Raw genomic sequence first — 25,978 nt, 5'->3', positions numbered from 1 at the left:
CGTTTAACACATGAACGTCAGAAACACGATACCACGCCGCCCAGACTTTCATAGCCGCTCACGGAGGGCGACCAGGCCGTGCCGTTCCACGCCTTGTGGAACAGGGCGCCATTCGTGCCCGTGACGAATACGTCGAGGCGGTTCGCCGCCCAGGCCGTGGCGCGCGGACGCGAGGTGCAGATGCCGCCCAGGTTTTCAAATCCCGTCAGCGACGGACTCCAGGCGCTGCCGTTCCATGCCTTGTGGTACAGGGCGCTGTCCGTGCCGATGACGAAGACATCGAGCCGGTTCGGCGCCCACGACACGGCTTCCACTTCGCCCACGCAAATGCCGCCCAGGCGCTCGAAGCCATCGTTGGAAGGCCCCCATTTCGCGCCATCCCACCACTTGTGGTACAGCGCGCCATCGGTGCCCGTGACGAACACGTCGAGGCGGTTTGGCCCCCACGCCACCGCCTTCGGCGACGAGGTGCAGATGCCGCCCAGGCGTTCATAGCCCGTCAGCGACGGTCCCCAGGCCGTGCCGTTCCACCACTTGTGGTACAGGGCCCGGTCCGTGCCGATGACGAAGACATCGAGGCGGTTCGGCCCCCACGCCACAGCTTCCGGCTGCCCCAGACAGATGCCGCCCATGGCTTCGTAACCCGTCAGCGACGGCCCCCAGGCGGCGCCATTCCACCACTTGTGATACAGGCCCCGGTCCGTGCCGACGACAAACACGTCGAGGCGGTTCGGCCCCCAGGCCACGGCGCGCGGGTCGCCCACGCACAAGCCGCCCATGGCTTCATAGCCGGTCAGGGACGGTCCCCAGGCCGTACCGTTCCACCATTTGTGGAACAAACCGCTGTCGGTGCCCGTGACGAACACGTCGAGCCGGTTCGGCGCCCACGACACCACCTGCGGCGCACTGGTACAGATGCCTCCCTGCCCTTCATAGCCGGTGACGGACGGCGCCCAGGTCGAGCCATTCCAGGCCTTGTGGTACAGCGCGCGATCCGTGCCCAGCACGAAGACGTCGAGGCGGTTCGCGCCCCAGGCCACGACGGGAGAGGAACTCTGGCGCGGCGTGGCGCCTGCACCCGTGCCTCCTGTGCCGATACTGGCGCGCGGACCATCGAGACAGGCCTGCATGCGCGCCACCTGGCCCGCCGTGAACATGAACATGGCCGGGTCGTCGACGTAATCCATGTAGTTCATGAACATGTCGCCATTCGGACCATTGCTGCAGGAAACGTGGGGGAACGAAGGCTGGCCCGTATTCGGCCCGCCCTGGTTGGGCGTGTCGGCCACGTTGTCCGTGCCCGAGCACCCGGTGCCGTCGTCGCCCCAGATATGGTTCAGGTTCAGCCAGTGGCCGATTTCATGCGTGGCCGTGCGCCCCAGGTGGAACGGCGGCGCGGCCGTGCCGGTCGTGCCGAAGGCCGATTGCAGGATCACCACGCCGTCGGTGGCGGCCGGGCCGCCGGGGAACTGGGCGTAGCCCAGCAAGCCGCCACCGAGCTGGCACACCCAGATATTCAGGTAGCTGTCGGCCGGCCAGGCATCCATGCCGCCCGTCGCCAGCGACTTGACGGCATCGTCCGCGCCAAACGAGGCGACTGTTGTCTGGCGCCGCTCGATGCCGCTGGTGGCCGCGCCATGCGGATCGGTGGTGGCCAGCGCAAACTCGACGCGCGCATCGGCCGTCAGCGGCAAAAATGGCGCCGGCGTGCCGTTCACATCCGGGTTGACGCGCCGAAAGTCGCGATTGAGGACATCGATCTGGCTGGCGATCTGCGCATCCGAAATATTCTGCGCAGCCGTATTCCACACCACGTGCACCACCACAGGTATCTGCGTCACACCGGAACGTCCGGCAATGCTGCTGTCGCCCTCGTATAGTCCGGCCAGGTTTTCGATATCGGCGCGCACGTTCGCATAGGATGGATCTTCGGTCAGCAGGCGGCGATGCACATCCATCGTGGCGCAGGTGCGCGTCTGCGGCGTACCGCCACCCTGCCCCCCGTCACCGCCGTTGCCACCGCCACCATCGCCGCCCATGCCGCCGCCACCGATCTGCATGCAGCTGGTGCCCGCCATGCCTTGCGGTGCCTGCTGCATGCCGCCGCCCGGCATGGCGCCGGCATCCGCGGCGGCCGCGCCCTGGGCGAGCGCCGCCTGGTCCGCGTACGACACGCCCAGGCGCGGCCCCGGCATGGCGTCGCCGCCCGTCGCATCAGCATCGGCCTGCATGTCGCCCTCGACCGGCATCGCCTGCATGGAAGACATGGCGGACATGCCTTCAGCCGAACCGGTGGCCGGTGTTTTTTTCGTTTTAGCGGTGCTCATGATGTCTCCCTTCGTCTGTTTGCCAGATCACTATGGCACGGCGAAAAGAGGAGCATTTGCGCCAGATCAAGACTGGCAAGCGGCGCCAAGGAAAAGTGGCGGACGAAAAAAAAAAGACAGCCGAAGCTGTCTTTGGGGTTTGCAGGCCGAGGCCCGCAAACGGGGAATTACTTGGCGGCGGCTGCCTTGACTTCAGCGTCGGCCTTGGCCTTCACTTCTTCCGTCTTGGTGGCGGCGATGGCCTTGTCGGCGTTCGCTTCCACTTTTTCCTTGGCGACCTTGGCATCCGCTTTCACGGCGGTTTTGCCCGCTTTCGCATCGGCCTTGGCGGCAGCCTTGTCAGCCTTGGCTTCCGCTTTCAGCTTGTCTTCCGCATCAGCATTGACGACTTTGTCGTGTGCCTTGGCCTTGGTTTTGTTGGCCTTGTGGTGGGCGTCGGCTTTCTTGTCGTCGGCCTTCATTTCCGCCTTGGCGACATTCGCGTCAGCCTTGGCATCGACTTTGGCTTCCTTGTTGGCAGCCTTGTTGATGTCATGCTGCGCAGACGCTTGGGCGCTGGCAACGGCTGGGGTTACTGGCGACGTTTGCGCGATGGCAGCGGTAGCAAACAGGGTGGCGATCAGAGCGGCGAGTAATTTGTTCATGATGAGACCTTTCAATATGGTTTAATTTTATTCTTACTAAAGGCGGGCAAAATGTTCAAAATTTGCCAGGCATCGCGCTGTTTCTTGATGTAGCGCAATGGCATGACTTCATAGTAAAGATAACGGGCAAACCACACAGTGCGTTAGCGCACTCAACGGAAAATATGTGCATTTCGGCAAATTTCCCATCGAGCGCTGCCATACGCTGCAGGACCTCACACGCTGACGGCCAGGGCCGCGTGGCGCGCCGCCACCCACTCCTCATTGGCCGGCTCCACGCCCACCACGATGCGGCTGGCATCGCTGGAAATACGGCGGGCATTGCGCGCGTTCGCCTCCGCATCGAGCACGGGGCCAATAAAACCCAGCTCGGCGCAGATGCGCTGGCGCAGCTCCGCGCTGTGCTCGCCGATACCGGCCGTAAACACCAGCATGTCCAGCCCACCCAGCACGGCCGTCAGGGCGCCGATCTCACGCACGATGCGGCGGATGTATAAAGCCAGCGCGGCGCGGATGCGCTCGCCAGTGGCATCCTGGCGGTCCTGCTGCGCCAGCAAGACCGGCGGATCGGCCGACACACCCGACACGCCCAGCAAGCCCGATTCGTGGTACAGCACGTGCGCTACCTTTTCCAGCGACAGCTTTTCGATCTCCATCAGGTAGATGACGGCGCCCGGATCGAGCGAACCGCAGCGCGTGCCCATCATCAGGCCGTCGAGCGCGGAAAATCCCATGGTGGTGGCCACGCTGTGCAGATTCTCCATGGCGCACAGGCTGGCGCCGCTGCCCAGGTGGGCCACGATGACCTTACCGCGCGCGGCAGCGCCGAAGCGCTGCTCCAGCACCAGCGACTGGTATTCATACGACAGGCCGTGGAAGCCATAGCGGCGCAAGCCCCGTTCCCACGCATCGTACGGCAGGGCCAGCATCTGCTCGACCTGCGGCACCGTGTGGTGGAAGGCCGTGTCGAAGCACGCCACCTGGGCGATGTCGGGCCGCGATTCAAGCAGCACCTCGATCGCCTCCAGGGCGAACGGCTGGTGCAGGGGCGCGAGCGGCACATAACTTTTCAGGTCGGCCAGCACGGTGAAATCGATGCGCACGGGGGCGAAATACTTGCTGCCGCCGTGCACCACGCGATGCGCCACGGCGCGCAAGGAACGCCCGTCCAGCTGCGCCATCACTTGCGCGCGGATGTATTCGAGGGCCGCGTGATGCGGTTGCTCAGGGTCCAGCTGCAAAGCGACGGCAGGCAGGCCGCCGGCGCGGTAAGTGGCATTCTCGCGGCCGATGCCTTCGACCTTGCCGCTCCATTGCGCCTGCTGCGGCAGCACGCCGTTCGCTTGCTCGAACAGGGCGAACTTGATGCTCGACGAGCCGCAATTGAGCACCAGGATCAGGGTGCCATCGGCATGGGGGATTGGCGCGTTCATGGCGGCGTGCTCCGGTAATGGTTGGCTAGCATCACGGCGATGGCGCACGAGGCGATGCGGCTGGCGCGCGAGTCGGCGCGGCTGGTGAGAATGACGGGGATCTTCGCGCCCAGCACGATGCCAGCGCTGTCCGCGTCGCCCATGTATTCGAGCTGCTTGGCCAGCATGTTGCCGCTTTCCAGGTCGGGCACCAGCAAGATATCGGCGCGGCCCGCCACCTCGGAGACGATGCCCTTGACGGTGGCGGCGGCGATCGAGACCGCGTTGTCAAAAGCCAGCGGGCCGTCAAGGATCGCCCCCGTGATCTGCCCACGGTCAGCCATCTTGCACAGGGCGGCGGCATCGAGCGTGGCGGGCATGTCCGCGTTCACCGTTTCCACGGCGGCCAGGATGGCCACGCGCGGCCTTGCCACGCCGATCACGTGCGCCAGGTCGATGGCGTTGCGCACGATGTCGGCCTTCATGGCCAGGTTGGGCGCGATATTGATGGCCGCGTCCGTGATGATGAAAGGACGCGGATACGCGGGTGTCTGCATCAGGAAGCAGTGGCTGATGCGGCGCTTGGTGCGCAGGCCCGCGCTGGCGGCCAGCACGGCCGACATCAGTTCATCCGTGTGCAGGCTGCCCTTCATCAGCGCCTCGACTTCGCCCTTGCCCGCCAGTTCGGCACCGCGCGCGGCGGCCGCATGGCTATGCTCGACGTCCTCGATGGCGATGCCGGCCAGGCTCAGGCCCGCCTCCAGCGCCACCGCCTCCAGGCGCGCGCGCGGCGCCACCAGCACGGGCGTGATCAGGCCGGCCGCATGCGCGTCGAGCGCGCCGGACAGGCTCAGTTCATCGCAAGGGTGGATCACGGCCACCCTGATCGGACCCAGGGTGCGCGCGTGTTCCAGCAGGCGCCGCGTGCCGTCGCCGTTATGCAGGCGTACCTCGGGCAGGGTGGCGCGCTGCCGTTCGATCTGCTCGGCGGGCGCGATCACCTGCGCCTCGCCGTCGAGCACCACGGCGCCATGCTGGTTGACGCAGCGGCACGCCAGGGTCACGTGGCGGCTGCGCGGATCGAGGGCCGTGACGGTGACGCTGATGGCCAGCGTATCGCCCACGCGCACGGGCTGCAGGAAGCGCAGGGTCTGGCCCGTGTAGACGGTGCCGGCGCCGGGCAGGCGCGTGCCCAGCACGGCGGAAATGAGGGCAGCACCCCACATGCCGTGGGCGATCACGCCCTGGTAGCGGCTGGCAGCGGCAAATTCGGCATCGAGGTGCTGCGGGTTGTCATCGCCCGACATCACCGCGAACAGGGCGATATCGTCCATGCTCAGGGTGCGCGTGATGCTGGCGCTGTCGCCGATGGCGATCTGGTCGAAGGTGCGGTTACGTACGATATTCAAGTCATCGTCTTGGGTAGTAGTCATCGTGGTCTTCTATACAGGGGTAATGTGTTTGGCCGGCTTGGCTTTTGGCCCGGCAGGGGATGAGCGCGCGTCCGACGGCAACGCCTTCGCTTGCGCCTTGATCGCGCGCTCGAAGACGTCTTGCATCTGCTGCAGGCTCGCTTCCTCGTCCGGCGTCGGCGCTTCGGGCACTTGCAGCACTTGCTGCAGCCATTCGGACAGCGCGCCGATGTCGTCCGGGCTGGCGCGCGACAGCAGGACCGGCAAGGCGGCGATGGCGGCATCGAAATCATGCAGCATCAAACGCGCCTGCTGGCGCACGATGCCGCGGAATTCCTCCATATTGACATCCTGCCGGTACTGCGGCTTGATCAATTTCAGGGCCAGGTTGACCCTGCGCTCGTCAGCGATCATGCGGAAGCGGTAGATGTAGAACAGCGCGCGCACGGCCGCTTCCACCAGGCCGCCCCGCTGCATGTCTTCGTCCATCTTGCGCGTTTCGCAGCGCACGTATTCGCAATGCTCGGGCGAAATGCCGGGATGGGGGCGCGGCGGCGCCGTATCGCCGATGGCTTGTCCGGTCAACGCCTGCACCAGCGGCGAGCCGTACACCAGATCAAAGGTGGTTTCCTGCAGCGTATCGCGCCAGTCGCGCCAGCCGTTCAAGCCGGCCGTGATGGCACCTGAAACTGCTTCCTGCATGGCCAGCAACGGGTTGTCAAGCGATACCGGCTGGCGGTGGGCACGCACTTTTTCCGCCTCCTTGGCCACCAGCCTGGCCAGCGGATTGTGGTCCGTCCAGCGTTCGTACGACACGCGCAGCGGATGCGCGAGCTGCAGGAAGCGCGCCGACTGCGGCGTAACCATGGCGCGTACCCACGGCTGCGCAAACGTGCGGTACAAAGCCAGATTCACTTCGGACACGCGCGCAGCGGCGGCGAACTTGTGGTCGTTTTCCACGCTTGGCTGCACGATGGCGCGCACATCCTCGATGCCGCGGTGCTCGACCTGCAGCACATAGTCGCCGCTGGCCAGGTCGGCGTTCGGCGTGTCGGGCGTCTTGTCGACGATCCGCGCTTCGTAGATACCGGCCGGCAGCAGGTTGATCAGGTCGATATTGCTGGCGAATTTCTGGTGTTCCTTGTGGCCCACCTTGGCCGAGACGAAGATGCCCAGGTGGCCGATGCTGTCATGCACGGCATACACGATGGTCTGGTCGTGCAGCAGCACATCCTTGTCATCGCGGTACAGGTCCGTGATCCAGCCCAGCGCCTGCGGCGGTGGCGTGATGTTGTCACCGTTCGAGCAAAAGACGACGATGGGCGAACGGATATTGCGCAAGTCCAGGCGCACGCCATCGGACGTAATCAACTCCGCCGTAGCCAGGCGGTTGCCGATGAACAGATTGTCGACGATGTACTGCATCTCGACGTCGTTGAGGAAGACATGGCCGCCCCAGTATTTTTCAAATTCCAGGTAGCGTGGCGCTTCCGTGTCGATGTTCGCATACAGGTTGTACTGCTTGCTCCACAGGGTATTGGCCGGGTTGAGCTTTTCGAAATTCTGCACCAGGCTGGCGCCGTCGAAGCGGCCGTTGCCCAGGTCGCCCGCCAGCGCCGTGGCCCAGCTTCCGCCCATCAGCCCACCCGCGTAGCGCATCGGGTTGCGGCCATGCCAGCCGGCCCAGTAGGACACGGGCGCGCCGGCCACGATGATGGGGCCGAACAATTCCGGGCGCATCGCCGCCGTCATGAGGATTTGCCAGCCCGCCTGGCAATTGCCGATGACGACGGGCTTGCCTTCGCTGAGCGGATGCAGGGCGATGACTTTTTCCAGGAAGGCCGCCTCGGCGTGCATCACGTCTTCCACCGTCTGTCCCGGCACGGGATCGGGCAGGAAGCCGATGAAGTAGCACGGGTGGCCGGCGCGCAGGGCCACGCCGATCTCGCTCTCGGCCTTGAAGCCGCCGATGCCGGGACCGTGTCCCGCGCGCGGATCGACGACGACGAAGGGCCGCTTCGACGGATCGGGTTCCGGTGCATCGGGCGTCAATATGCGCGCCAGGCCGTAGTTGACGGGGCGCGCCAGCTCCAGGCCGGACATCACCAGTTCGGCGGGGAAGTCCAGCACGTTCGGCACTTCCTCGGCCATGTGCTCCTGGTACTGGTTGCCGCGCCGGCGCATCACGTCCGCGTACAGCACGATGCGCTGCCACGAGTCGCGTGCATAGTCGCCCAGCACGCCCAGCGACGGCAAGCCGCCGGTGGAGAAAAATGGTGCAGCTTCGATCTTCATGGCTATCCTTTTCATGCAAAAAACGCCGGACCATTCCGGCGCGGGGGCTACGCCATCTGGCTGATGGTCTTGCGAAAGCGCGCCAGCGCGAAGGTAAACAGGGCCGTGCCGATGGCCAGCAGGGCCAGGAACGGCTTCCAGACTACGTCGATGCCGGCGCCCCGGTACAAAATCGCCTGGCTCAATTCGACGAAATGCGTGGTCGGGGCGATCAGCATGATGTTTTGCACCAACTGGGGCATGCTTTCGCGCGGCGTGCTTCCGCCCGACAGCATCTGCAGCGGCAGCAGCACGAGGATCAGCAGCATGCCGAACTGCGGCATGCTGCGCGCCACGGTGGCGAGGAAAATCCCCATCGACGTGGTGGCAAACAGATGCAGCGCCGCGCCGCACAGGAACAGCGCGATCGAGCCTTCGATGGGCACGTGCAGCATGCCGCGCACCACCAGGTTCAACGACAGGGCGGCGGCCAGCAGCACCACCAGGCCCATCGACCACACCTTGCCCAACATGATCTCGGCCGGCGTGACGGGCATCACCAGCAAATGCTCGATGGTGCCGTGTTCGCGCTCGCGGATCAGGGCCGCACCCGTCAAAATGATCGACAGCATCGTCACCTGGTTGATGATTTCCATCAGCGAGCCAAACCAGGCCTGGCTCAGCGATGGATTGAAGCGCGCGCGCATCACCAGTTCCACCGGCGAGACGGTCGCGCCCCGATAGCGTTTGGCGAATTCGGCCACTTCGCCAGCGACAATCTGCTGGATATAGCCGCTGCCGCTGAAGGCCTGGCTCATACGCGTGGCGTCCACGTTCAGCTGCAGCTCCGCCTGGCGCCCGCCCAGCACGTCGGCCTGCAGCTTGGGCGGTATCGTCAGCACGAAGGTGTACTGGCCCGCATCGAGGCCCGCATCGACCTGGCTCTGGTTGATCATGGCCGGCGGCGTGAACTGGGGCGGAAAGAAGGCCGAGGCGATGCGCCCGGACAGGGGTGAGCCATCCTCGTCGACGATGGCAATCGAGGCCATGTGCAGGGTTTCCGGCTTGGCCGTGGCAGCCACGTAGATGGCCAAGGTGAACGTGTAAAGGATCAGGATCAGCATCATGGGATCGCGGATCAGGCTCCAGATTTCCTTCACGCCCAGGCGGTAGATATTTTCAAGATGCCGCATATCAGCTCTCCTGTTTCTTCAGCAGCGCCACCGTCACGCCGAGGATCACGGGAATGGCGACGATCAGGGGCCAGAACGAGGCGTGCAGGTCGCCAAAGCCCAGCGCCTTGTTGAACACACCCCGGCTGATATTGAGCATGTGCGTGGCCGGGTACATCAGGCCGATCGCCTTGCCCACGCCTTCCATCGACGAGACGGGATTGAGCAGGCCGGAAAACTGGATGGCCGGGATCATGGTGCCGATCATGGTCACGAACAGGGCCGCGATCTGGCTGCGCGTAAAGGTCGACGCGAACAGGCCGATGCCGGTGGCGCAGATATTGAAGATGAAGGTGGCGCCGATCAGGGTCGGCAGGCTGCCCTTGATCGGCACGCCGAAGGCCGTGACTGCCAACAGCGCCATGAGGATGAAATTGAGCATCGCCAGCGCCACGTACGGCACCTGCTTGCCTAGCAAGAATTCCAGACGCGTGACGGGCGTCACGTACAGATTGATGATGGAACCCAGTTCCTTCTCGCGCACCACGGACAGCGCCGCCAGCATGGCCGGCAGCATCAGCAGCAGCAGCGGAATCACGGCCGGCACCATCGCCGGCAGGCTTTTCACGTCCGGGTTGTAGCGGTAGCGTGTCTGGATGGCGACGGGGTTGTTCATCGTGATGCCATAGCGGTGCAAGGCCTGGTCGGCCAGCCACAGCTGATGCATGCCCTGCACGTAGCCCTGCACGGTTTCGGCGCGCATCGGCATGGCGCCGTCGATCCACGCGCCCACCTGGGCCGGCGCGCCGCGCTGCACGTCGCGCGCGAAGCCAGGCGGAATTTCGATGGCCAGCGACAGTTCACCGCTGCGCATGCGCTTGTCGATATCGGCATAGTCGCGCAAGGGCGGGCGTTCGATGAAGTAGCGCGAGCCGGCCAGGTTGTTCGTGTAATTCTGGCTCAGGGTGGTCTGGTCGTGGTCAAGCACCGCGTAGCTCAGGTCTTCGACGTCCAGGCTGATGCCGAAGCCGATGACGAACAGCAGCAGCACAGAGCCGCCCAGCGCCAAGGTCAGGCGCACGGGGTCGCGGCGCAGTTCCAGCGTCTCGCGCCACATGTAGCTGAGCATGCGGCTCAGGCTGAAACGGCTGCGCCGGTGCTGCGGCGTGGGTGCCTGCACTGCCGCTTCCTGCGCGGGCGCCTCGCTTTCCTGCGCCGTCGGCGCCGTGCCGCCGCCCGCCTCTTCCAGGTAGGCGATGAAAGCCGCTTCCAGCGATGGCGCGCCCCTCTTGCGCACCAGTTCGGCCGGCGCATCGCTGACCAGCACTTTCCCCGCATGCATCAGCGAAATGCGGTCGCAGCGCTCGGCCTCGTTCATGAAGTGGGTGGAGATGAAAATGGTGACGCGGTCGCGCCGCGCCAGCTCGATCATCAGGCGCCAGAAATTGTCGCGCGCGATGGGGTCGACGCCGGACGTCGGCTCGTCGAGGATCAGCATTTCCGGCTTGTGCACCATGGCCACGGCCAGCGACAGCCGCTGGCGTATGCCCAGCGGCAGGCTGTCGGGCAGGTCATCCATCACTGCGCGCAAGTCGAAGCGCTGCGCCATCTCGTCGATGCGTGCGGCGATTTCAGCTTCCGGGACGTGGAACAGGCGCGCGTGCAGCACCAGGTTCTGGCGCACCGTCAGTTCGCTGTACAGAGAGAAGGCCTGCGACATGTAGCCGACCCTGCGGCGCGTGTCGATGTCGTTGGAATCGACCTCCTTGCCGAACAGCCAGGCCTTGCCTTCCGTCGCCGGCAAGAGGCCCGTGAGCATCTTCATGGTGGTCGACTTGCCGCAACCGTTCGATCCCAGAAAGCCGAAAATCTCGCCGCGGCCGATGCGGAAATTCACATGGTCTACGGCCGTGAAATCGCCGAAGCGCATGGTCAGATCTTTGGCCTCGATGGCCACGTCCTGCGCGCTGGCCGCATCCAGCGGCGTGATCACCACGGGCTGGTGGCCGGCGCGCTTGGCCTCGGGCAGCAGCTTGATGAAGGCCGCTTCCAGGTTGCCGCTGTCCGTGCGCGCCAACAGTTCGGCCGGCGTGCCCGTATCGAGCACCTTGCCGTCATCCATGGCCACCAGCCAATCGAAACGCTGCGCCTCGTCCATGTAGGCGGTGGCCACCATCACGCTCATTTGCGGGCGCTGCACGCGGATGCCGGCGATCAGGTCCCAGAACTGGGCCCGCGCCAGCGGATCGACGCCGGTGGTCGGTTCATCGAGAATGAGCAGGTCGGGATCATGGATCAACGCGCAGCACAGGCCCAGCTTCTGCTTCATGCCGCCCGACAGCTTGCCCGCCGGGCGCGCCAGGAAGGGCTGCAAACCCGTGCTGCGGGTCAGCTGGTCGATGCGGCGGCGGCGTTCCGCAGCGTCATGGCCGAACAGGCGCGCGAAAAACTGCAGATTTTCCTCGACCGACAGGGTCGGATACAGATTCTTGCCCAGACCTTGCGGCATGTAGGCGATACGGGGACAGACGTCGTCGCGGTGGCGCGCATCGCGCATGTCGCCGCCCAGCGCCATCACGCTGCCCTGCTGCACGGCGCGCGCGCCGGCCACCAACGACAGCAGGCTCGATTTGCCCACGCCATCGGGTCCGATCAAGCCCACCATGCGGCCGGCCGGCACGTCCAGGTCGATGGCGTCGAGCGCCACCGTCTTGCCGTAATGCTGGCTGACGCCCTTGATGCGGACGACAAAGGAGTTCACGTCCATGCTCACTGCGGAACCTTGGCAGTCAGTTCAGCGGGCCATGCCTGCTTCGCATCGAGACGCACCCAGGCCACGCCAGGCAAGCCCACTTTTACCAGCGCCAGATGCTTTTGCAGCAGCTCGCGGCTGATCTGCGCCTTCACGCGGAACATCAGCTTCTGGCGCTCGCTGGCCGTTTCCACCGTCTTCGGCGTGAACTGCGCGCTGGCCGCGACGAACGAGATCGTCGCCGGAATCACGTAATTGGGCGCCGCGTCGAGGATGATGCGCACCTCGCCGCCCAGCGCCACCTTGCCGGCCGCTGTCTCGGGCAGGAAGAAGGTCATGTAGACGTCCGACAGGTCTACGAGGTTAAGCACCTTGCCGCCGCCCGCCAGTACTTCGCCCTGCTGCGCCACCAGGTATTGCACGCGGCCGTCGCGCGGCGCCATCAGCTGGCCATCGGCCAGGTCGGAATCGATGCGCGCCGTCGTCGCCTCGGCGGCGACCACGGCGGAGCGCGAACCCACCACCTGCGCCTTTGCCGCGTCGATGGCCGCCTGCGCCGCCGTCACTTGCGCCTTGGCCGCGTTCAATGCTGCTGCCACGCTGCGCACGCGGGCGCGGTCGTCATCGAGTTCCTGCACCGAGGAAGCGCCCTCTTTCGACAGGGTTTCGGAACGGGCCAGGCGGCGCTTGGCCGCATCGAGTTCGCTTTCGCGCTGCGCCACCATGGCCAGCGCGGCCGCCTTGTCGCTCTCTCGCACGGCCACCTGCGCCTGCGCGCCCACCACGGCGTCAGACGCCTGCTGCTGGCGCGCGCGCGCCTCGTCGCGCTGGGCCGTCAGGGAGTCGACCTGCATGGTGGCCAGCGGCTGGCCCGACTTGACGAAGTCGCCCTCGCGCACGAGGATCTCCTTGACCCGGCCCGCCAGCTTGGTGGCGACGTCGATTTCCGTCGCTTCGATGCGGCCATTGCCGCTGACGAAACCTTCGCCTGGGCCCGTGGGACGCATTTTTTGCCAGGCCACATAGCCCAGTACGAGAACGGCCACGACCAGCGCCGCGGGAATGAGTTTTTTCTTCAGTTGTGGAGTCATGGTATGGGGGCGATCAAATTAGTGGGTGGAAGCGGCGGCGGAAGTGGCTGGCGCGCCACCGCCCAGCGCCGCATACAGGCTGACCTGACTGGACAGCAGCGCGCGGCGCGTCTGCACCAGCTGCTGCTCGACCGTCAGCAAGTCGCGCTGCGCGTCGAGCACTTCCAGGTAGGGCGCGGCGCCATTGTCGTAGCGCAGCTTGGCCAGGCGCGCCCGTTCGCTCTGCGCGGCCAAAGTCGTCTTGCCGATATCGACCTGCAGCGCCAGCCAGCGCCGGTTCGACAGCGCGTCGGCCACTTCGCGGAAGGCGCCCTGCACGCTTTTTTCGTAATTGGCCACGGCCACGTCGCGGCGCACTTCGGCCAGTTCCATATTCGCGCGCAGGCGGCCCGCGTCAAAGATCGGCAGCACCAGGCGCGGCGCGAAATTCCACGCGCCGCTGCCCGAATCGAACAAGCCGCTCAATTCCGCGCTGGCCGTGCCGTAGGCTGCCGTCAAGGAAATCGTCGGGAAGAAGGCGGCGCGCGCGGCGCCGATATTGGCTTGCGCAGCGCGCAGCTGGTGTTCGGCCGCCACCAGGTCGGGACGCTGCGTGAGCAAGGCCGAGGGCAGGCCCGCATGCAGCGGCTGCAGCACGCTGGCGTCGTCGAAGCGGCGCACCTCACCAGCCACCGGCGTCAGGTCGACGGGGCCGCCCACCAGCTGTGCCAGCGCGTGCGCCTGCACGGCACGCGCCTGTTCCAGCTGCGCCGACAGCGACAAGGCCTGGCTGAGCAAGGTTTCCACCTGCGTCAGGTCCAGCTTGGAAATCGACCCGACTTCAAAGCGGCGCGTGAAGATGCGCAGCGATTCGGCGCGGCTGTCGACGGTGGCGCGCGCCAGTTCCACCCGTTCATCGAGTTCGCGCAAGCCCAGGTAGCCATTGGCCACCTGCGCCACCAGCGCCACGCCGACGGCGCGGCGCGCCTCGTCGCTGGCCAGCAGGGTTTGCAGGGCGCTGTCCTTCAGGCTGCGCACGCGGCCCCAGAAGTCGAGTTCCCAGGCGCTCACGTTCAAGCCTGTCTGGTACTGCGCGCTCGTCATGGGGCGGCCCGTCACGCTCAGGTCACCGGGCACGCGCGAGCGGCTGCCGGAGGCGCCCAGCGCGATAGTGGGAAATTGTTCGGCGCGCTGAATGCCATACGCGGCGCGCGCCTCTTCCACGCGCAGGGCGGCGATGCGGATGTCACGGTTGCTGGCCAGCGCCTGCGCAATCAGCACCTGCAGGCGCGCGTCAGCAAAGTAGGCTTGCCAGGCGACGTCGGGCGCGTGCGCGCCGGCGGAATCGGTTTCCGGATACTGCGCCGCCACGGGCAGTGGCGGTGGCGCATACGGCGGCACCATCGAGGCGCAGCCGGCCAGGGCCAGCGCGGTGGCCACCGCGGCCATCCTGGCGCAGTTGGGCAAAGTAGGAACAGCCATGGTTATCTTCTTCCAGTCAATTCAGAATGTTGTAGCCGCCATCGACGTACAGAGTGCCGCCGGTGATGGCGCGCGCGCCGTCGCCGGCGAGGAAGGCGCACAGCGCGCCCACGTCCTCGATGGTAGCCAGGCGCCGCATGGGCGAGCGCTCGATGGCGTCAGCCATCAGGCGGTCGAAATGGGCAATGCCGGAAGCGGCCCGCGTTTCCAGTGGCCCCGGCGAAATGGCGTTGACGCGGATGCCTTGCGGGCCCAGTTCGGCGGCCAGGTAGCGCACCGACGCTTCCAGCGCCGCCTTCACGGGCCCCATCAGGCCATAGTCGGCGACGACTTCCTCCGCGCCCAAATAACTCATGGTCATCAGGCTGCCGCCGTCCGGCATCAGAGGTTCGGCCAGTTTCGCCATGCGCATGAAGGAGTGGCAGGAGATATCCATCGCCTGCGCAAAGCCATCAGCAGAACTGTCCGTCACGCGGCCATGCAAGTCCTGCTTCGGCGCATAGGCAATGGAATGGACGACGAAATCGAGCCGCCCCCATTGCCGTTCGATCTGCGCGAACAGCGCTTCGAGCTGGCCCGGCACGGCCACGTCGAGCGGCGCCATGATGGCCGCCTGCACCTGCTGCGCCAGCGGTTCCACGTATGGACGGGCCTTGTCATTGAGCCAGGTCACGGCCAGTTCGGCGCCGGCCGCGCGCAGTGCGCTGGCGCAGCCCCAGGCGATGCTTTGCGTGTTGGCGATACCCACCACCAGGCCCCGCTTGCCCTGCAAAGGCAAGGGCCGCAAGTCGGCCGTCATGCCTGGACTGGACGCAGGGCGGGCCACGGCGTGGCCGCATGCACGCATCGCACCGCGCCGGCGTGCATGGCGGCGGCGCAAGTGGCCAGCGTCACGCCGCCGGCACGCGCATACGGCAAGGCAATGGGAGTGTGGGGGTGTAAGGTACTGCACGCGTCAGGCGCGGGGGTCTGCATCTTCATGAATCGGCTTCCGTCACTGAAATTCGAGGCACGCACCAGTGCATTTTCGGGGAACTGGTACGGGGCGAAATTACTCTACAGCATTTAGACGCGTGATTCGTGATGAGTCCGATCCGCATTCCATGACGCTTTGAGCTAGGTCAACTATAAGTGCGATTGCGGCAATGCAACATTGATGTAAATCAAATTTTACCTCAATATTATCTAAATGAAATATTTTTCAGGCAAGCGTGCGGACGTATTTATTTGATAATATCACTGGGCTAGCGAGAAGAAAAGCGCGCAGGTGAGCGACAATTGGTATTGCCTGGAAAACAAGCAGCGCCGGGCAGGGGCGGAAGGCAGACGGTGAGGAGAGGCAGAATAGGGGCCATGCTATTGCGATGCAACATGACCCCCATGTATTACGGATGCGGCAGGAGCGGCATTATTTGCCCGGCGCCGCGGCGGGACGCGAATACAGGTCGATGATGGTGCTGATGCCATCCTGGCACACGGAGCAGAACGTCTCGCTGCGGTCGAACATGATGCACTGCATCTCGGGCCGGTAGTAGCCGGACGACTCGTAGTTCGCGCCTTCGAAGGCGCCCACCGCATGGCGCTGCGGCGCCTTCGAGAACAGCTGCTGCGTGTACGCCAGGTCGGCCTTGAACAAGTCGCTCATCTCGCTTTCCGGGCGGTTGGCCGCGCGCAGGGCCGCGCGCTGCTTCTGGTATTCGCGCGCATGGCTGTCGTATGCTTCCTTCGGCCATGGCGTCGGCAGCGGCGTGCCGGCCTTGACGTGATTCTTCCATTTCAGCCTGGCCGGATCGCGCAGCGCCGTGGCGTTCGGCTCCCACGGTTCCTGGCGCTCGCCATTCGACTGATAGGCCACGGGCGAGGTGTAGTACTCGTCGGCCAGGCCGGCGAAATGGTGGCCGAATTCATGCACGAACAGGTAGTTGGCCCAATCGTTATTCGCTGCCGCCGTGCTGAACTGGCCGAAGATGCCGCCGCCGCCGTAGGTATCGTTGTTGACGAGGATTTCGATGAATTCATACGGCGCGTACTGCGCCAGGTCGCGCAGCGCGCGGTTATCCGTCGTCAGCACATAGCGCTCGCTGCCGAAGATATCGTAGCGCGTGCCCAGCGGCGACGCGTGATGCACGCCCGTCGAGGGACGCGACACGCCCGACTCCTGGGTCGGCGCGGCCATGGCCCACACGTTGAAATCCTTGGCCCGCTCGCGGAATGGCGAGACGGTGAAAAGATGCTCAGCCAGCTTGCGCGCCGTCGCTTCGAACTTGCCCATTTCGGCGGCCGTATAGCCGTCGCCCATGATCAGCAGGTCGACCTTGTCGGGCGATGGCCCGCTGATGCGGATCGGGATCGGCTTGACGGGCGCCGGCGGCTGCTTGCGGATCACGTCCTGCGCGGCAGGGTCGACATCGGTGCTCCATACAACGGAAAACAGGCCGCGCTCGTCGCGCTTGAGGATGCGCACGCGCACGGGGTGTTCGGGCTGCGGAAAGCGCACGGATTCCTGGAAGGCGCGCGTGGTGGTCTTCGCTTCATCGGTGCTGGCCCATTCGCCGAAGATGGTGGAAAAACCGCGCGAGTACAGCACCTTGCCCGACTTGATGTCGACCACTTCCAGCAGGTTGTTGCCGCGGTTGCTGTCGTCGATGGGACGCGCCGGGTTGCCCGGCCATGGCAGGGGCTCGACCAGCACGCGCTCGACCGCATAGTGCTCGCCCAGCGCATTGCCGCTGTGCTGGTAATCGAGGCGCATGGTGGCCGGCTGCGGCGCATAGGCCGCCTGCACGGCAGGGACGATGCCTGCGGCCAGCGCCAGCGCGCAGAGGAAGGATCGGATCGGAGTCTGCTGCATGTCATTCCTAAAACGGTAGAAAAACAGGTGAAGGGAACGGTTTTCCAAACAATCGGCGGGCCTGCCGGCAGGCGCGGGAAAACCGCTGCGGCACATTGTAGCGACAGGAAGCAAGCGTGCAAAGCGCCCATTTCACGCGATTCGCTTGACCATGCGATAGAATCGATTTATATTAGACTGACTAGTCAATTAATTAAAGGAAAGAGCCATGCGCACCATCGATCCCGGCAAACACGCGGCCCGCCGCGACGCCATTCTCGCCGCCGCGCGCCACTGCTTTGCGCGCAAGGGCTTTCACCAGACCAGCACCGCCGCCATCTGCGCGCAGGCGGGCATGAGTCCCGGCAACCTGTTTCACTACTTCCCCACCAAGCAAGCCATCATCGCCGCCATCGTCGACGAAGAAGGCAGCGAGACGGCCGCCTATTTCGCCGGCGTGCAAGGCAGCGCCGATGCCTACGGCGCCCTGCTCGACTTCATGGACCTGGTGCTGGCGCTGGCGGCCGATGACAACTTTGCGGGGCTGGCGCTGGAAATATCCGCCGAGGCGATGCGCGACGCGGATATCGCGGCCAGGGTGGCGCACAACGACGCCAGCCTGCGCGGCGGCTTGCAAGCCTTGCTGGAAGAGGCGGCATCAGGGGGCCAGGTCGACGCCGCGCTGGACGCCGCGCAAACGGCCAGCTGGATCGCCGCGCTGATCGACGGCATCTTCAACCGGGTCGCCGTCGATCCCGATTATGCACCGCTGGCGCAGCGCGCCAGCCTGCACCTGCTGCTGGCGCGCTTCCTGCGCCCTGCCCTGGCATGAGCGGCGCCATGCAAACCCGGCCAACGCGTATCGCCGACGTCGACGCCCTGCGCGGCTGCGCCCTGTTCGGCATTTTGGTCGTCAATATCGGCGCCTTCGCCACACCCTGGTTCGGCCTGGGATTGACCGATCCCGCCTTTCACGGCAGCGTGGACCGCGCCACGCACTTTATCGTCGCCCTGCTGTTCGAGACCAAGTTCTACCTGCTGTTTTCCTTCCTGTTCGGCTACAGCTTCACCTTGCAGATGCAGGCGGCCGCGCGCGCCGATGCGCCGTTCGTGCCGCGCATGCTGCGCCGGCAAGCGGGCCTGTGGCTGATCGGCGCCCTGCATGCCGTCTTCCTGTTCCATGGCGACATACTCACGACTTACGCTCTGCTGGGCATCGTGCTGCTGGCGCTGCACCGCTGCGGCGAACGCCAGGCACTGTCCCTGGCGTTGATACTCGTCGCCGTCTGCGTGGCATTCTGGGCAGGCATGGCCTGGCTGCAAAGCCTGCAGCCGGCGGGCGACGCCGCGGACAACGCCGTGGCGATGGCGCAAAAGGCGGCAAGCGCGCTGGCCGCCTACCACGCCACGCCAGTCGCCGTCGTCAATCAGCACCTGCGCGAACTGGGTGAAATCTGGATCGTCCTGCTGCTGGTGCAGGCACCGTGCGCGCTGGCCATGTTCCTGTGCGGCCTGGCCGCCGGCAAGCGCGAGATGCTGCTGCACGCAAGCGATTACCTGCCGCTGCGCCGCCGCCTGCTGTGGGCCGGAGCGCTGGCGGGCTTGCCCGGCGCCGCCTTCTACGCGTGGACCTCCGTGTATGGCGATAGCCAGGCATGGCAGGTGGCGGGACTGGCCGTGGGCCTGGCGAGCGCGCCACTGCTGGCGGGCGCCTACCTGGCGCTGGCGCTGGCCCTGTTCGAGCGCCTGCGCGACGGCACGCTGTTTGCGCTGCTGGCGGACACGGGCCGCATGGCCCTGTCGAACTACCTGCTGCAGTCGGCCATCTGCGCCGTGCTGTTCCTCGCGTATGGCGCGCGGCTGATGGGCAGCGTGTCGCCGCTGGGCGCGCTGGCGCTAGCAGCTATCATCTTCGGCCTGCAGCTGCCATTGAGCCGCTGGTGGCTGCGCGGCCACGCGTATGGCCCCGTCGAGTGGCTGCTCAGGGCCTTGACGATCGCCGCGTGGCCGCGCTGGCGGCGCACCGCTTACTTGTAGCGATACAGGGGCTGGCGCAGCTGGATGGGGCGGATGTCGAGGCGCAGTTTCAGTACCGAATACGCTTCCGCCTCGGTCGAGCTGTAGCCGACGCTGTTGACCGTTTTACTGAAGCGGAACTCGAAGCCCAGGTCCGGATATGGGTCGCGCGGGTTGCCGAAGGCGATGCCGATGGCTTCCTGCTGCGCGTTATCGATCAAATTACCCATCAGGTCCAGCACTGCGTTATTGCCGAGGATATCGTTGGTGAACACGGGTTCGCGCATGTCGGGCTGGTTAGGATCGAGCTTGTTGTCGGCCTTGTCCGGCGAGGGCGTAAACACGCGCGTGACAAGGTTGAATTTGTCGCCTCGGTCCAGGTAGCTGATGGCCGCATTGCTGATATTGAAATTTTTCACGCCACGGTCGCTGATGGCGCCCGACAGGTCGATCAGCAGGGCGCCGCTGTAGCCGATGACTTCCACGTCGCGCATGGCGTCGACCACCATGGCGCTGTTTTCATCGATGCCCAGCCCGAGGTGATAGCCTTTTTTCAGCATCACGGGAATCATGCGCGCAAAGCGCCCGCGCACCAGCAGATGCTGGTCCACAAAAACATCGCTGCCGATGAAGCCCAGGCCCGGCGCGATCTCGCGGCCATCCGTCACGCCCATCTTGAGCATGTCGAGCACGGGTTTGGCGTCGTAGAACATGGTGGTGCTCATGATGGCGGCACCGGCGCTGGAACCGGCGATCACGCCGCCATTGCGATAGACCGACCAGATGGCTTCCAGCGCGGCCGTGCGGCTGCCGTCCGGCCGCAGCAAGGCTTGCGTGATGCGCCCCTGGTCGCCGCCGGCAAAATAGATGCCGCTGGCCGACTTGATCTGCGTGACGATGGCCGGGTCTTCGGCGGCCTTGCGGTAATCCCTGTTCGGCAGCTTGACGGCCAGCGGCACGAAAAAGGCATCGGCGCCATATTGGTTCAGCTTTTTGATGATGCTTTCGCCCGATTTTTCCGGGTTCATCGCGGCCGAGGCCAGCACGGCGATGCGCGCGCCTGGCCCGCCCGACAACTTGACGATGCGCTGCCAGACTTCGGCATTGTCGGCGCGCAGGCCGCCGCCGATGATGACGAGCGTCCCCTGCGGCGCACTGCCGATGGCGCTGCCGCCGGGCGCCGCCACGGCTTGGACGCTGCACAATGCCAGCGCGAACAGCAGCGCGGCGCACAATTGTTGATACAGGCTTGAAGATGATTTCATGGTGCCTTTCGAATACAAGGAAAGTGGCGCATATTTTTGTTGATACAGGCACGCGCCCTTGCTGCCAAAACTGCTGCTTGCAATCCAACGCCATCGCACTACGATACTACTTGCTGCATATGACAGCGTTGTTGCGGTATCTCCAATTTTTTACTTAAAACTGTAATTGGCGCTGGCATAAAAGCGCCGGCCGCGCGGATCCGTATAGGTCGGGTCATAGCCGGACAGGAAAAAGTAGGCCTGGTTCGAGTATGGCGGGCTGGTATTAAACAGATTCTGTATGCCTGCGCGCAGCTTGAACTGCTTGCTGACGGCATACGCGCCCGACATGTCCCACAGCGTGTAGGCCTTGACCCGATTCGGCTTGACGACGCTGCCGTCATCCGTGTTGATGGCCGAGTTCTGGTCATCGTAGCTGCTCGAATAGGTGTTCGACAGGCTGGCCGAATACGGGCCATGGTCCCAGTCCAGGGTAATCGTATGGCGCCAGCGCTGCACCACGCCGTCCGTGACGAATTTATTCAGGTTGCTGATAAAGGCATCGCCGGGGCTCGTCTGGATTTTCGAATCGAGCACGTAGGTGCCGCTCAGGTGGGCGCCGAAACGTCCCCAGGCCGTCTTTACGCCATGCAGGTCGGCCGTAATATCGATGCCCGTAGCCTTTTGCGTGCCGCGGTTTTCCTTGCGCAGCTCGATGTAGTCGATTTCATTGTCCTCGTTGCGATGTACGAGGTCGCCGTACTTGGCCAGGTTGCCGAGGATGATGTCGTCGCCAATTTCGCTGATCAGGTCCGTGCGCTTGATGTTCCAGTAATCGAAGCTGAAGGTCCAGTGCTGGCTCGGCTCGAGCACCACACCGGCCGTGAACTGGCGGCTGCGCTCCGGCTTCAGCTTGTCGTTGCTGTAGCGGCGCGTATCCCAGTTTTGCGCGCAATCGGCGTAGTTATTCTCCACAGTGGCGCATAACACGGGATCGGGCAGGGTCGCCGTACTGCTGTAGACGGTGGGTCGGTGCAAGTCCGACATCGATGGAGCGCGGAAGCCCTTGCCGGTGGACGCCCGCATCAGCACCTGCTTGCTGGGCATGTAAGTCAGACCGATCTTCGGACTGAGGGCGCCGCCTACCTGCTGGTAATGGTCGTAACGGCCAGATAACTGCGCCTGCCACTGCTTGGTGAACGGCAGCAGCAGTTCGCTGTAAATGGCTTGCACAGTGCGGCTGTCGCTGGTGTCCTTGCCGCCTTCCGGCGCCGAATCGTCATTGATATTATTACTCATCAGTAATTTGGAAAGACGGAACTGCGTACGTTCGCGGCGCACCTCTCCGCCAACGGCAAGGGCCATGTCGCCGCCACCCATGGCCATCAGAGCGCGTGACGCCTTGAAATCAAGCGCATCCATGACGCCGCGCGCGTGGCGCACTTCATCGTTGACCTGGATGCTCTCAATCAGTGCCAGGCCCTCGGCACTGGAAGGCCCGAAGGGATTGATGCTGCCATCGGCGATACCTGCGCGCAGCTTGTCCTTCAGCAGATAGCCTTTGGTATCACGGTCCCTGACGGTATTGACGCTATGATTCAAACCCACGTCATAATCCCATCCCGCCACTGTACCGGTCGCCCCCACCACGAAGCGCTGGCTTTCGCTGGTCAACTCACTGGTGCGGTTGCCCGCCTCCTTCAATCGCATGCGGACTTCCAGTTCGCGCTCCACCTGCTTGCCATCGTCATCCAATATGGTATCAAAACCGGTATTGGCGAATTGCGGCACCTTGCTGTAATCCAGGTAACCGATCACCCGTGTCGACGACGCGACATAATTGGTACGCGAACGGCTCAACGCCACCTCCGCATATACCTGATGCTCCGGGTTCAGCTTCAACACGCCCCGCGAAAGAAAATTCTGCTTCTCCGACTTCGGATACAACTCCGTATCGCGCATGTAATCGTAGGTACAGCCGTCGACGCCGCCAGTGCCGTTGGGCAGGTACAAATTGGCGGGTGGATTGCAGTCCGGGATGGACAGGTTGATTTGCCGGTTGGTGATCGGCTTGCCGTTCAACAGGAAGCCGATCTCCTGCAGGTGATCGCGCTGGGCGCCCGACAGGCGGATATTCGCCGGGCTGGTAAAACTCGACAGCAAATGGCCAAGGCGCTCGGGCACGCTCAGGTTCGGGATGAACTTGCGCTGCGAGGTGCTGAGGCGGTCCGTCTGCTGCGCGTCGAACACGGCGAAGATATTGTAGCCATCCGTGGCCAGGTCGCCCGTACCGGCCGTGATGCTGACCGTGCGCTTGCCGGCGCCGCCTTCCTGAGTGCCGCTGCCGTAGGCATTCAGCTCCACACCCTGGTAATCCTTGCGCGTAATGAAATTGATGACGCCGCCGATGGCGTCCGTGCCGTACAGGGCCGAGGCGCCGTCGAGCAGCACTTCCACGCGCTGCAGCGCGGCGGCAGGAATATTATTCAGGTCCACGCCCGCATCGTCGCCGGGCGAGGCAAAGTTGGCCATGCGCCGGCCATTGAGCAGCACCAGCGTGGATGACGTGCCCACGCCGCGCAGATTGGCACTGTTGAAGCCGCGCTGGTCGCCGCCGATATTGATGCTGGCGCCATCGGTCAGGCCGCCCACGTTGGCCGACACGCGCGCCATCAGCTCGGCCGCCGTCGTCACGCCCGCCTTTTCGATCTCGGCGCGCGTGATAATCTGCACCGGCAGCGCCGTTTCCGATTCCAGCCGCTTGATGGCCGACCCCGTGATTTCCACGCGCTGCATTTTTTTCGGCGCCGCGTCTCCGTCCTGTTCCTGCGCCAGCGCGCCATTGCCCAGCATGCCCAGCGCCGCCGTCACGCTCAAGGCGCCCAGCGCCAGGCGCACGGCATGCGCAAGTGCCGCTTCACGTGGCAGTGCAGGCTCGCCCTGTTGTTTTTCCCTATGCATTCCAACTCTCCCCAATGGTATTGACCCTGATTTTTATAATGACTGCTTTTTATGGACTGCCTTGCGCTGCTGTGCTGCTGTTTTCCTGGGAGCCTGCACCCCATGCTCGCCGCCATACAGGTAGGCGGCGATCACTTCGCTCAGGCGTGCGGCCTTGTCGACGTTATCCTTGTTCGACACCATCAGCGCCACGGCCAGCGCCTCGATCATGGCCAGCGCCGTGCTGGCGCTGCTGGGTAGGACGGGATGCGTGCTTTGCGCAAATAGCGCATGACCGGCCAGCTCGGCCAGCGGCGAGGCAGGCGAATCGGTGAGCGCCACGATGCAGGCGCCGCGGTCGCGCGCGAAGCTGGCCAGGCCGATGCAATCGAGCGTATAGCGGGGAAACGAAATCACCACCAGCACGTCCTGCGCCGTCAGGTTGACCAGGTGCCCGGCCGCCACTTCCGAGCCGCCGATGCCCACCACTTCCACCACATGCGGGCAGAACGGCTGCAGATGCTGCACCAGCATGCCGGCCAGGTTGGCAGACAGGCCAAAACCCATCACATACACCACCTTGGCGCGCGTCAGGCGTCGCACCACGACGTGCATGTCGGGCAGCGACAGGGCGGCGGACGTGGCGGCGATGTTCGCGGCCGCATATTCCAGGCTTTCCGTGACGGGCGAGGTGGCGCGCGCGCGCCGCTCTATCGTATGGCGCAGCTTGTCGACGGGCTGCAGCAGCGATTGCAGGGTTTCGGCCATGGCGCCGCGCATGGCCGAATAATTCTTCTGGCCGATGTCGCGCGCGAAGCGGCTGATGGTGGCCGTCGACACCTGGCAGTTGTCGGCCAATTCCTCGATGCCCAGCGCAATGACGCGCATCTGGTTGCGCAGCAGGTAGTCGGCGATCTGCCGCTGCGAAGCCGAACCGCTGGCCAGCACGTGCATCAGCGCCTGTCCCAGCGGAGACTGCGCGAACGCGGCATCGGGCGACGACAGCGCGGCGGCAGGTGGCGTGCGGGCGCTGCTTCTGGCAGGACTGGCGGATGCTTTCATATCACTGGCGGCCTGTGTTCTTGGATGCTGCGGATGAAGGGCGGAAAGGCGAAATCGGGTCGCTGGAACTTACTGTACTCATATCAAAAAGAAAACTCAACAAATATTTGTAAAAGGATTTTCATTGATTTACTTCGTGAAAATAATGCTACATAATCGACCGGAATCCATCAACCGCGCCCCGTTTTGGGGCGAATTCACCATGCAAGTACAACAGCATCCCATCTCCACCGCGCACGCCAGCGTGTCCTGCCAGTTGAGCAGCTTCCACTTCGGCAGTGCGGCCGCCGCTAGCCGCAGCGGCAAGAAGGTATACATCCAGGCGGCGCTGCATGCGGATGAAGTGCCGGGCATGCTGGTATCGCAATTTTTACGCCGCGAGCTGCTGGCGCTGGAAGCGGCGGGCAAGATCCACGGCGAAATCATCCTGGTACCGGCCGCCAACCCGATCGGCCTGGCGCAAGCCATCCATGGCGCGCCGTTCGGGCGCTTCGACCTGACCACCGGCATCAACTTCAACCGCGCCTACCGCCACGTGGCCGATGAACTGAAAACCACGCTCGATGGCCTGCTGGGACAGGACGTGCAAGCCAACGTGGCGCTGATACGCGAACATGCGCGCACCGCCGTCGCCGCCTGGCAGCCGGGCACGGATGCGGAAACACTGAAGAAAACCCTGTTGGGCATGGCCATCGACGCCGACATCGTGCTCGACCTGCATTGCGACAACGAGGCGGCCCTGCACATTTATACCGGCACGCCGCTGGCGGCGCAGATCGCGCCCCTGTCCGCGCTGCTGGGCGCGCGCGCCGTGCTGCTGGAACTGGCGGCCGGAGAAGAACCGTTCGACGAAGCCTGCAGCCGATTGTGGTGGGATCTCGACGCGCACTTCCAGGGCCGCTATCCGATTCCCGCCGCCTGCCTGTCGACCACCGTCGAGTTGCGCGGCGAAGTGGAAGTGAGCTACGCCCTGGCCGAACGCGACGCCACCGCCCTGCTGCGTTTTCTCGCCATCGAGGGCGTGCTGGAGATAGCCGGCGCCGGCGACGACCTGCCCGCGCCGCAATGCAAGCCGACGCCGCTGGCCGGGGTAGAGCCGATCCTCGCGCCGCATCATGGCGTGCTGGTCTACCTGCGCGAAATGGGCGACGTACTGGCCGCCGGCGATGCGGTGGCCGACTTGATCGACCCCGTCAGCGGCGAAACGACGACCTTGCGCTGCACCGTCGCCGGCGTCTTTTTTGCGCGCAGCGCCCACCGCCACGTCCTGCGCGGCATGAACGTCGGCAAGGTCGCCGGCGCTGTCGCTTTCCGCGGCGGCAGCCTGCTGAGCCAATGACG

General features: G+C 64.8%; 18 protein-coding genes. 3 read left to right on the top strand and 15 right to left on the bottom strand.

Annotation, left to right across the window (positions count from 1 at the left end):
* Positions 1–17 precede the first annotated feature (17 nt).
* From O3301_RS21090 to O3301_RS21035, 12 genes are all read right to left on the bottom strand, one after another.
* The gene (locus tag O3301_RS21090) at positions 18–2,327 is read right to left on the bottom strand and encodes a M43 family zinc metalloprotease (RefSeq protein WP_305057405.1); all 2,310 of its coding nucleotides are present in this window, start codon (positions 2,325–2,327) and stop codon (positions 18–20) included.
* Positions 2,328–2,494: 167 nt separating this feature from the next.
* A complete protein-coding gene (locus tag O3301_RS21085; RefSeq protein ID WP_305057404.1) occupies positions 2,495–2,971 on the bottom strand; it encodes a hypothetical protein in 477 nt (158 codons plus the stop codon).
* A 215-nt stretch (positions 2,972–3,186) separates the two neighbouring features.
* Positions 3,187–4,404 carry an acetate/propionate family kinase gene (locus O3301_RS21080; RefSeq protein WP_305057403.1) on the bottom strand — a complete coding sequence of 406 codons (1,218 nt, stop codon included), beginning with the start codon at positions 4,402–4,404 and terminating at the stop codon, positions 3,187–3,189.
* Entirely contained in the window at positions 4,401–5,816 is a 1,416-nt protein-coding gene (locus tag O3301_RS21075; RefSeq protein ID WP_305057402.1) for a bifunctional enoyl-CoA hydratase/phosphate acetyltransferase, read from the bottom strand. Before O3301_RS21075 ends, O3301_RS21080 begins: the two co-directional genes overlap by 4 nt.
* A 9-nt stretch (positions 5,817–5,825) precedes the next feature.
* Positions 5,826–8,090 carry a DUF3141 domain-containing protein gene (locus tag O3301_RS21070; RefSeq protein WP_305057401.1) on the bottom strand — a complete coding sequence of 755 codons (2,265 nt, stop codon included), beginning with the start codon at positions 8,088–8,090 and terminating at the stop codon, positions 5,826–5,828.
* A 47-nt stretch (positions 8,091–8,137) separates the two neighbouring features.
* Positions 8,138–9,262, bottom strand: a complete 1,125-nt coding sequence (locus tag O3301_RS21065) for an ABC transporter permease (RefSeq protein WP_099666483.1) — start codon at positions 9,260–9,262, stop codon at positions 8,138–8,140.
* 1 nt (position 9,263) lies between these two features.
* Positions 9,264–12,008, bottom strand: coding sequence for a ribosome-associated ATPase/putative transporter RbbA (rbbA, locus tag O3301_RS21060; protein ID WP_305057400.1), 2,745 nt, complete (start codon positions 12,006–12,008; stop codon positions 9,264–9,266).
* Between the two features lie 2 nt (positions 12,009–12,010).
* Positions 12,011–13,084, bottom strand: a complete 1,074-nt coding sequence (locus O3301_RS21055; RefSeq protein WP_289917376.1) for an HlyD family secretion protein — start codon at positions 13,082–13,084, stop codon at positions 12,011–12,013.
* Positions 13,085–13,102: 18 nt separating this feature from the next.
* Positions 13,103–14,545, bottom strand: coding sequence for an efflux transporter outer membrane subunit (locus O3301_RS21050; RefSeq protein WP_289917379.1), 1,443 nt, complete (start codon positions 14,543–14,545; stop codon positions 13,103–13,105).
* Between the two features lie 16 nt (positions 14,546–14,561).
* On the bottom strand, positions 14,562–15,344 hold the full coding sequence (gene fabI, locus O3301_RS21045) for an enoyl-ACP reductase FabI (RefSeq protein WP_305057399.1): 783 nt from the start codon (positions 15,342–15,344) through the stop codon (positions 14,562–14,564).
* Entirely contained in the window at positions 15,341–15,526 is a 186-nt protein-coding gene (locus O3301_RS21040; protein ID WP_143451452.1) for a hypothetical protein, read from the bottom strand. The genes fabI and O3301_RS21040 overlap by 4 nt, the downstream gene beginning before the upstream one ends.
* A 427-nt stretch (positions 15,527–15,953) precedes the next feature.
* Positions 15,954–17,396: an IgA Peptidase M64 gene (locus O3301_RS21035; protein ID WP_289917384.1), complete on the bottom strand. Its 1,443-nt coding sequence runs from the start codon at positions 17,394–17,396 to the stop codon at positions 15,954–15,956.
* A gap of 208 nt (positions 17,397–17,604) precedes the next feature.
* Between O3301_RS21035 and O3301_RS21030 the strand changes: the two genes are divergently transcribed.
* A complete protein-coding gene (locus tag O3301_RS21030; protein WP_305057398.1) occupies positions 17,605–18,207 on the top strand; it encodes a TetR/AcrR family transcriptional regulator in 603 nt (200 codons plus the stop codon).
* A gap of 8 nt (positions 18,208–18,215) precedes the next feature.
* The gene (locus O3301_RS21025; protein WP_305057397.1) at positions 18,216–19,412 is read left to right on the top strand and encodes a DUF418 domain-containing protein; all 1,197 of its coding nucleotides are present in this window, start codon (positions 18,216–18,218) and stop codon (positions 19,410–19,412) included.
* On the opposite strand, the gene O3301_RS21020 is transcribed toward O3301_RS21025, so the two are convergent.
* The 3 genes from O3301_RS21020 to O3301_RS21010 all read right to left on the bottom strand — a co-directional run bounded on the left by O3301_RS21020 (position 19,403) and on the right by O3301_RS21010 (position 24,637).
* Complete coding sequence (locus O3301_RS21020) at positions 19,403–20,656, bottom strand: cyanophycinase (protein WP_251350229.1); 1,254 nt, start codon at positions 20,654–20,656, stop codon at positions 19,403–19,405. The two genes, O3301_RS21025 and O3301_RS21020, sit on opposite strands and share 10 nt — an antisense overlap.
* 150 nt (positions 20,657–20,806) lie before the next feature.
* Positions 20,807–23,596 (bottom strand): TonB-dependent receptor, encoded by a 2,790-nt coding sequence (locus O3301_RS21015; RefSeq protein WP_305057396.1) that lies wholly within the window; start codon positions 23,594–23,596, stop codon positions 20,807–20,809.
* Between the two features lie 33 nt (positions 23,597–23,629).
* On the bottom strand, positions 23,630–24,637 hold the full coding sequence (locus O3301_RS21010) for a MurR/RpiR family transcriptional regulator (protein WP_305057395.1): 1,008 nt from the start codon (positions 24,635–24,637) through the stop codon (positions 23,630–23,632).
* Positions 24,638–24,839: 202 nt separating this feature from the next.
* On the opposite strand from O3301_RS21010, the gene O3301_RS21005 reads away from it, so the two are divergent.
* Positions 24,840–25,976, top strand: a complete 1,137-nt coding sequence (locus O3301_RS21005; RefSeq protein ID WP_305057476.1) for a succinylglutamate desuccinylase/aspartoacylase family protein — start codon at positions 24,840–24,842, stop codon at positions 25,974–25,976.
* Positions 25,977–25,978 lie beyond the last annotated feature (2 nt).

Origin of the sequence: Janthinobacterium sp. SUN211 (assembly GCF_030587315.1) — a bacterium.
GTDB lineage: Bacteria > Pseudomonadota > Gammaproteobacteria > Burkholderiales > Burkholderiaceae_D > Janthinobacterium > Janthinobacterium kumbetense.
The sequence above is the reverse complement of the archived record's forward strand: the minus strand, read 5'-3'. Positions and strand labels throughout refer to the sequence as shown.

Bases quoted from the DNA above. Each gene is read 5' to 3' on its own strand.
- O3301_RS21090 (WP_305057405.1), bottom strand. From the start codon at position 2,327: ATGAGCACCGCTAAAACGAAAAAAACACCGGCCACCGGTTCGGCTGAA.
- O3301_RS21085 (WP_305057404.1), bottom strand. From the start codon at position 2,971: ATGAACAAATTACTCGCCGCTCTGATCGCCACCCTGTTTGCTACCGCT.
- O3301_RS21080 (WP_305057403.1), bottom strand. From the start codon at position 4,404: ATGAACGCGCCAATCCCCCATGCCGATGGCACCCTGATCCTGGTGCTC.
- O3301_RS21075 (WP_305057402.1), bottom strand. From the start codon at position 5,816: ATGACTACTACCCAAGACGATGACTTGAATATCGTACGTAACCGCACC.
- O3301_RS21070 (WP_305057401.1), bottom strand. From the start codon at position 8,090: ATGAAGATCGAAGCTGCACCATTTTTCTCCACCGGCGGCTTGCCGTCG.
- O3301_RS21065 (WP_099666483.1), bottom strand. From the start codon at position 9,262: ATGCGGCATCTTGAAAATATCTACCGCCTGGGCGTGAAGGAAATCTGG.
- rbbA (WP_305057400.1), bottom strand. From the start codon at position 12,008: ATGGACGTGAACTCCTTTGTCGTCCGCATCAAGGGCGTCAGCCAGCAT.
- O3301_RS21055 (WP_289917376.1), bottom strand. From the start codon at position 13,084: ATGACTCCACAACTGAAGAAAAAACTCATTCCCGCGGCGCTGGTCGTG.
- O3301_RS21050 (WP_289917379.1), bottom strand. From the start codon at position 14,545: ATGGCTGTTCCTACTTTGCCCAACTGCGCCAGGATGGCCGCGGTGGCC.
- fabI (WP_305057399.1), bottom strand. From the start codon at position 15,344: ATGACGGCCGACTTGCGGCCCTTGCCTTTGCAGGGCAAGCGGGGCCTG.
- O3301_RS21040 (WP_143451452.1), bottom strand. From the start codon at position 15,526: ATGAAGATGCAGACCCCCGCGCCTGACGCGTGCAGTACCTTACACCCC.
- O3301_RS21035 (WP_289917384.1), bottom strand. From the start codon at position 17,396: ATGCAGCAGACTCCGATCCGATCCTTCCTCTGCGCGCTGGCGCTGGCC.
- O3301_RS21030 (WP_305057398.1), top strand. From the start codon at position 17,605: ATGCGCACCATCGATCCCGGCAAACACGCGGCCCGCCGCGACGCCATT.
- O3301_RS21025 (WP_305057397.1), top strand. From the start codon at position 18,216: ATGCAAACCCGGCCAACGCGTATCGCCGACGTCGACGCCCTGCGCGGC.
- O3301_RS21020 (WP_251350229.1), bottom strand. From the start codon at position 20,656: ATGAAATCATCTTCAAGCCTGTATCAACAATTGTGCGCCGCGCTGCTG.
- O3301_RS21015 (WP_305057396.1), bottom strand. From the start codon at position 23,596: ATGCATAGGGAAAAACAACAGGGCGAGCCTGCACTGCCACGTGAAGCG.
- O3301_RS21010 (WP_305057395.1), bottom strand. From the start codon at position 24,637: ATGAAAGCATCCGCCAGTCCTGCCAGAAGCAGCGCCCGCACGCCACCT.
- O3301_RS21005 (WP_305057476.1), top strand. From the start codon at position 24,840: ATGCAAGTACAACAGCATCCCATCTCCACCGCGCACGCCAGCGTGTCC.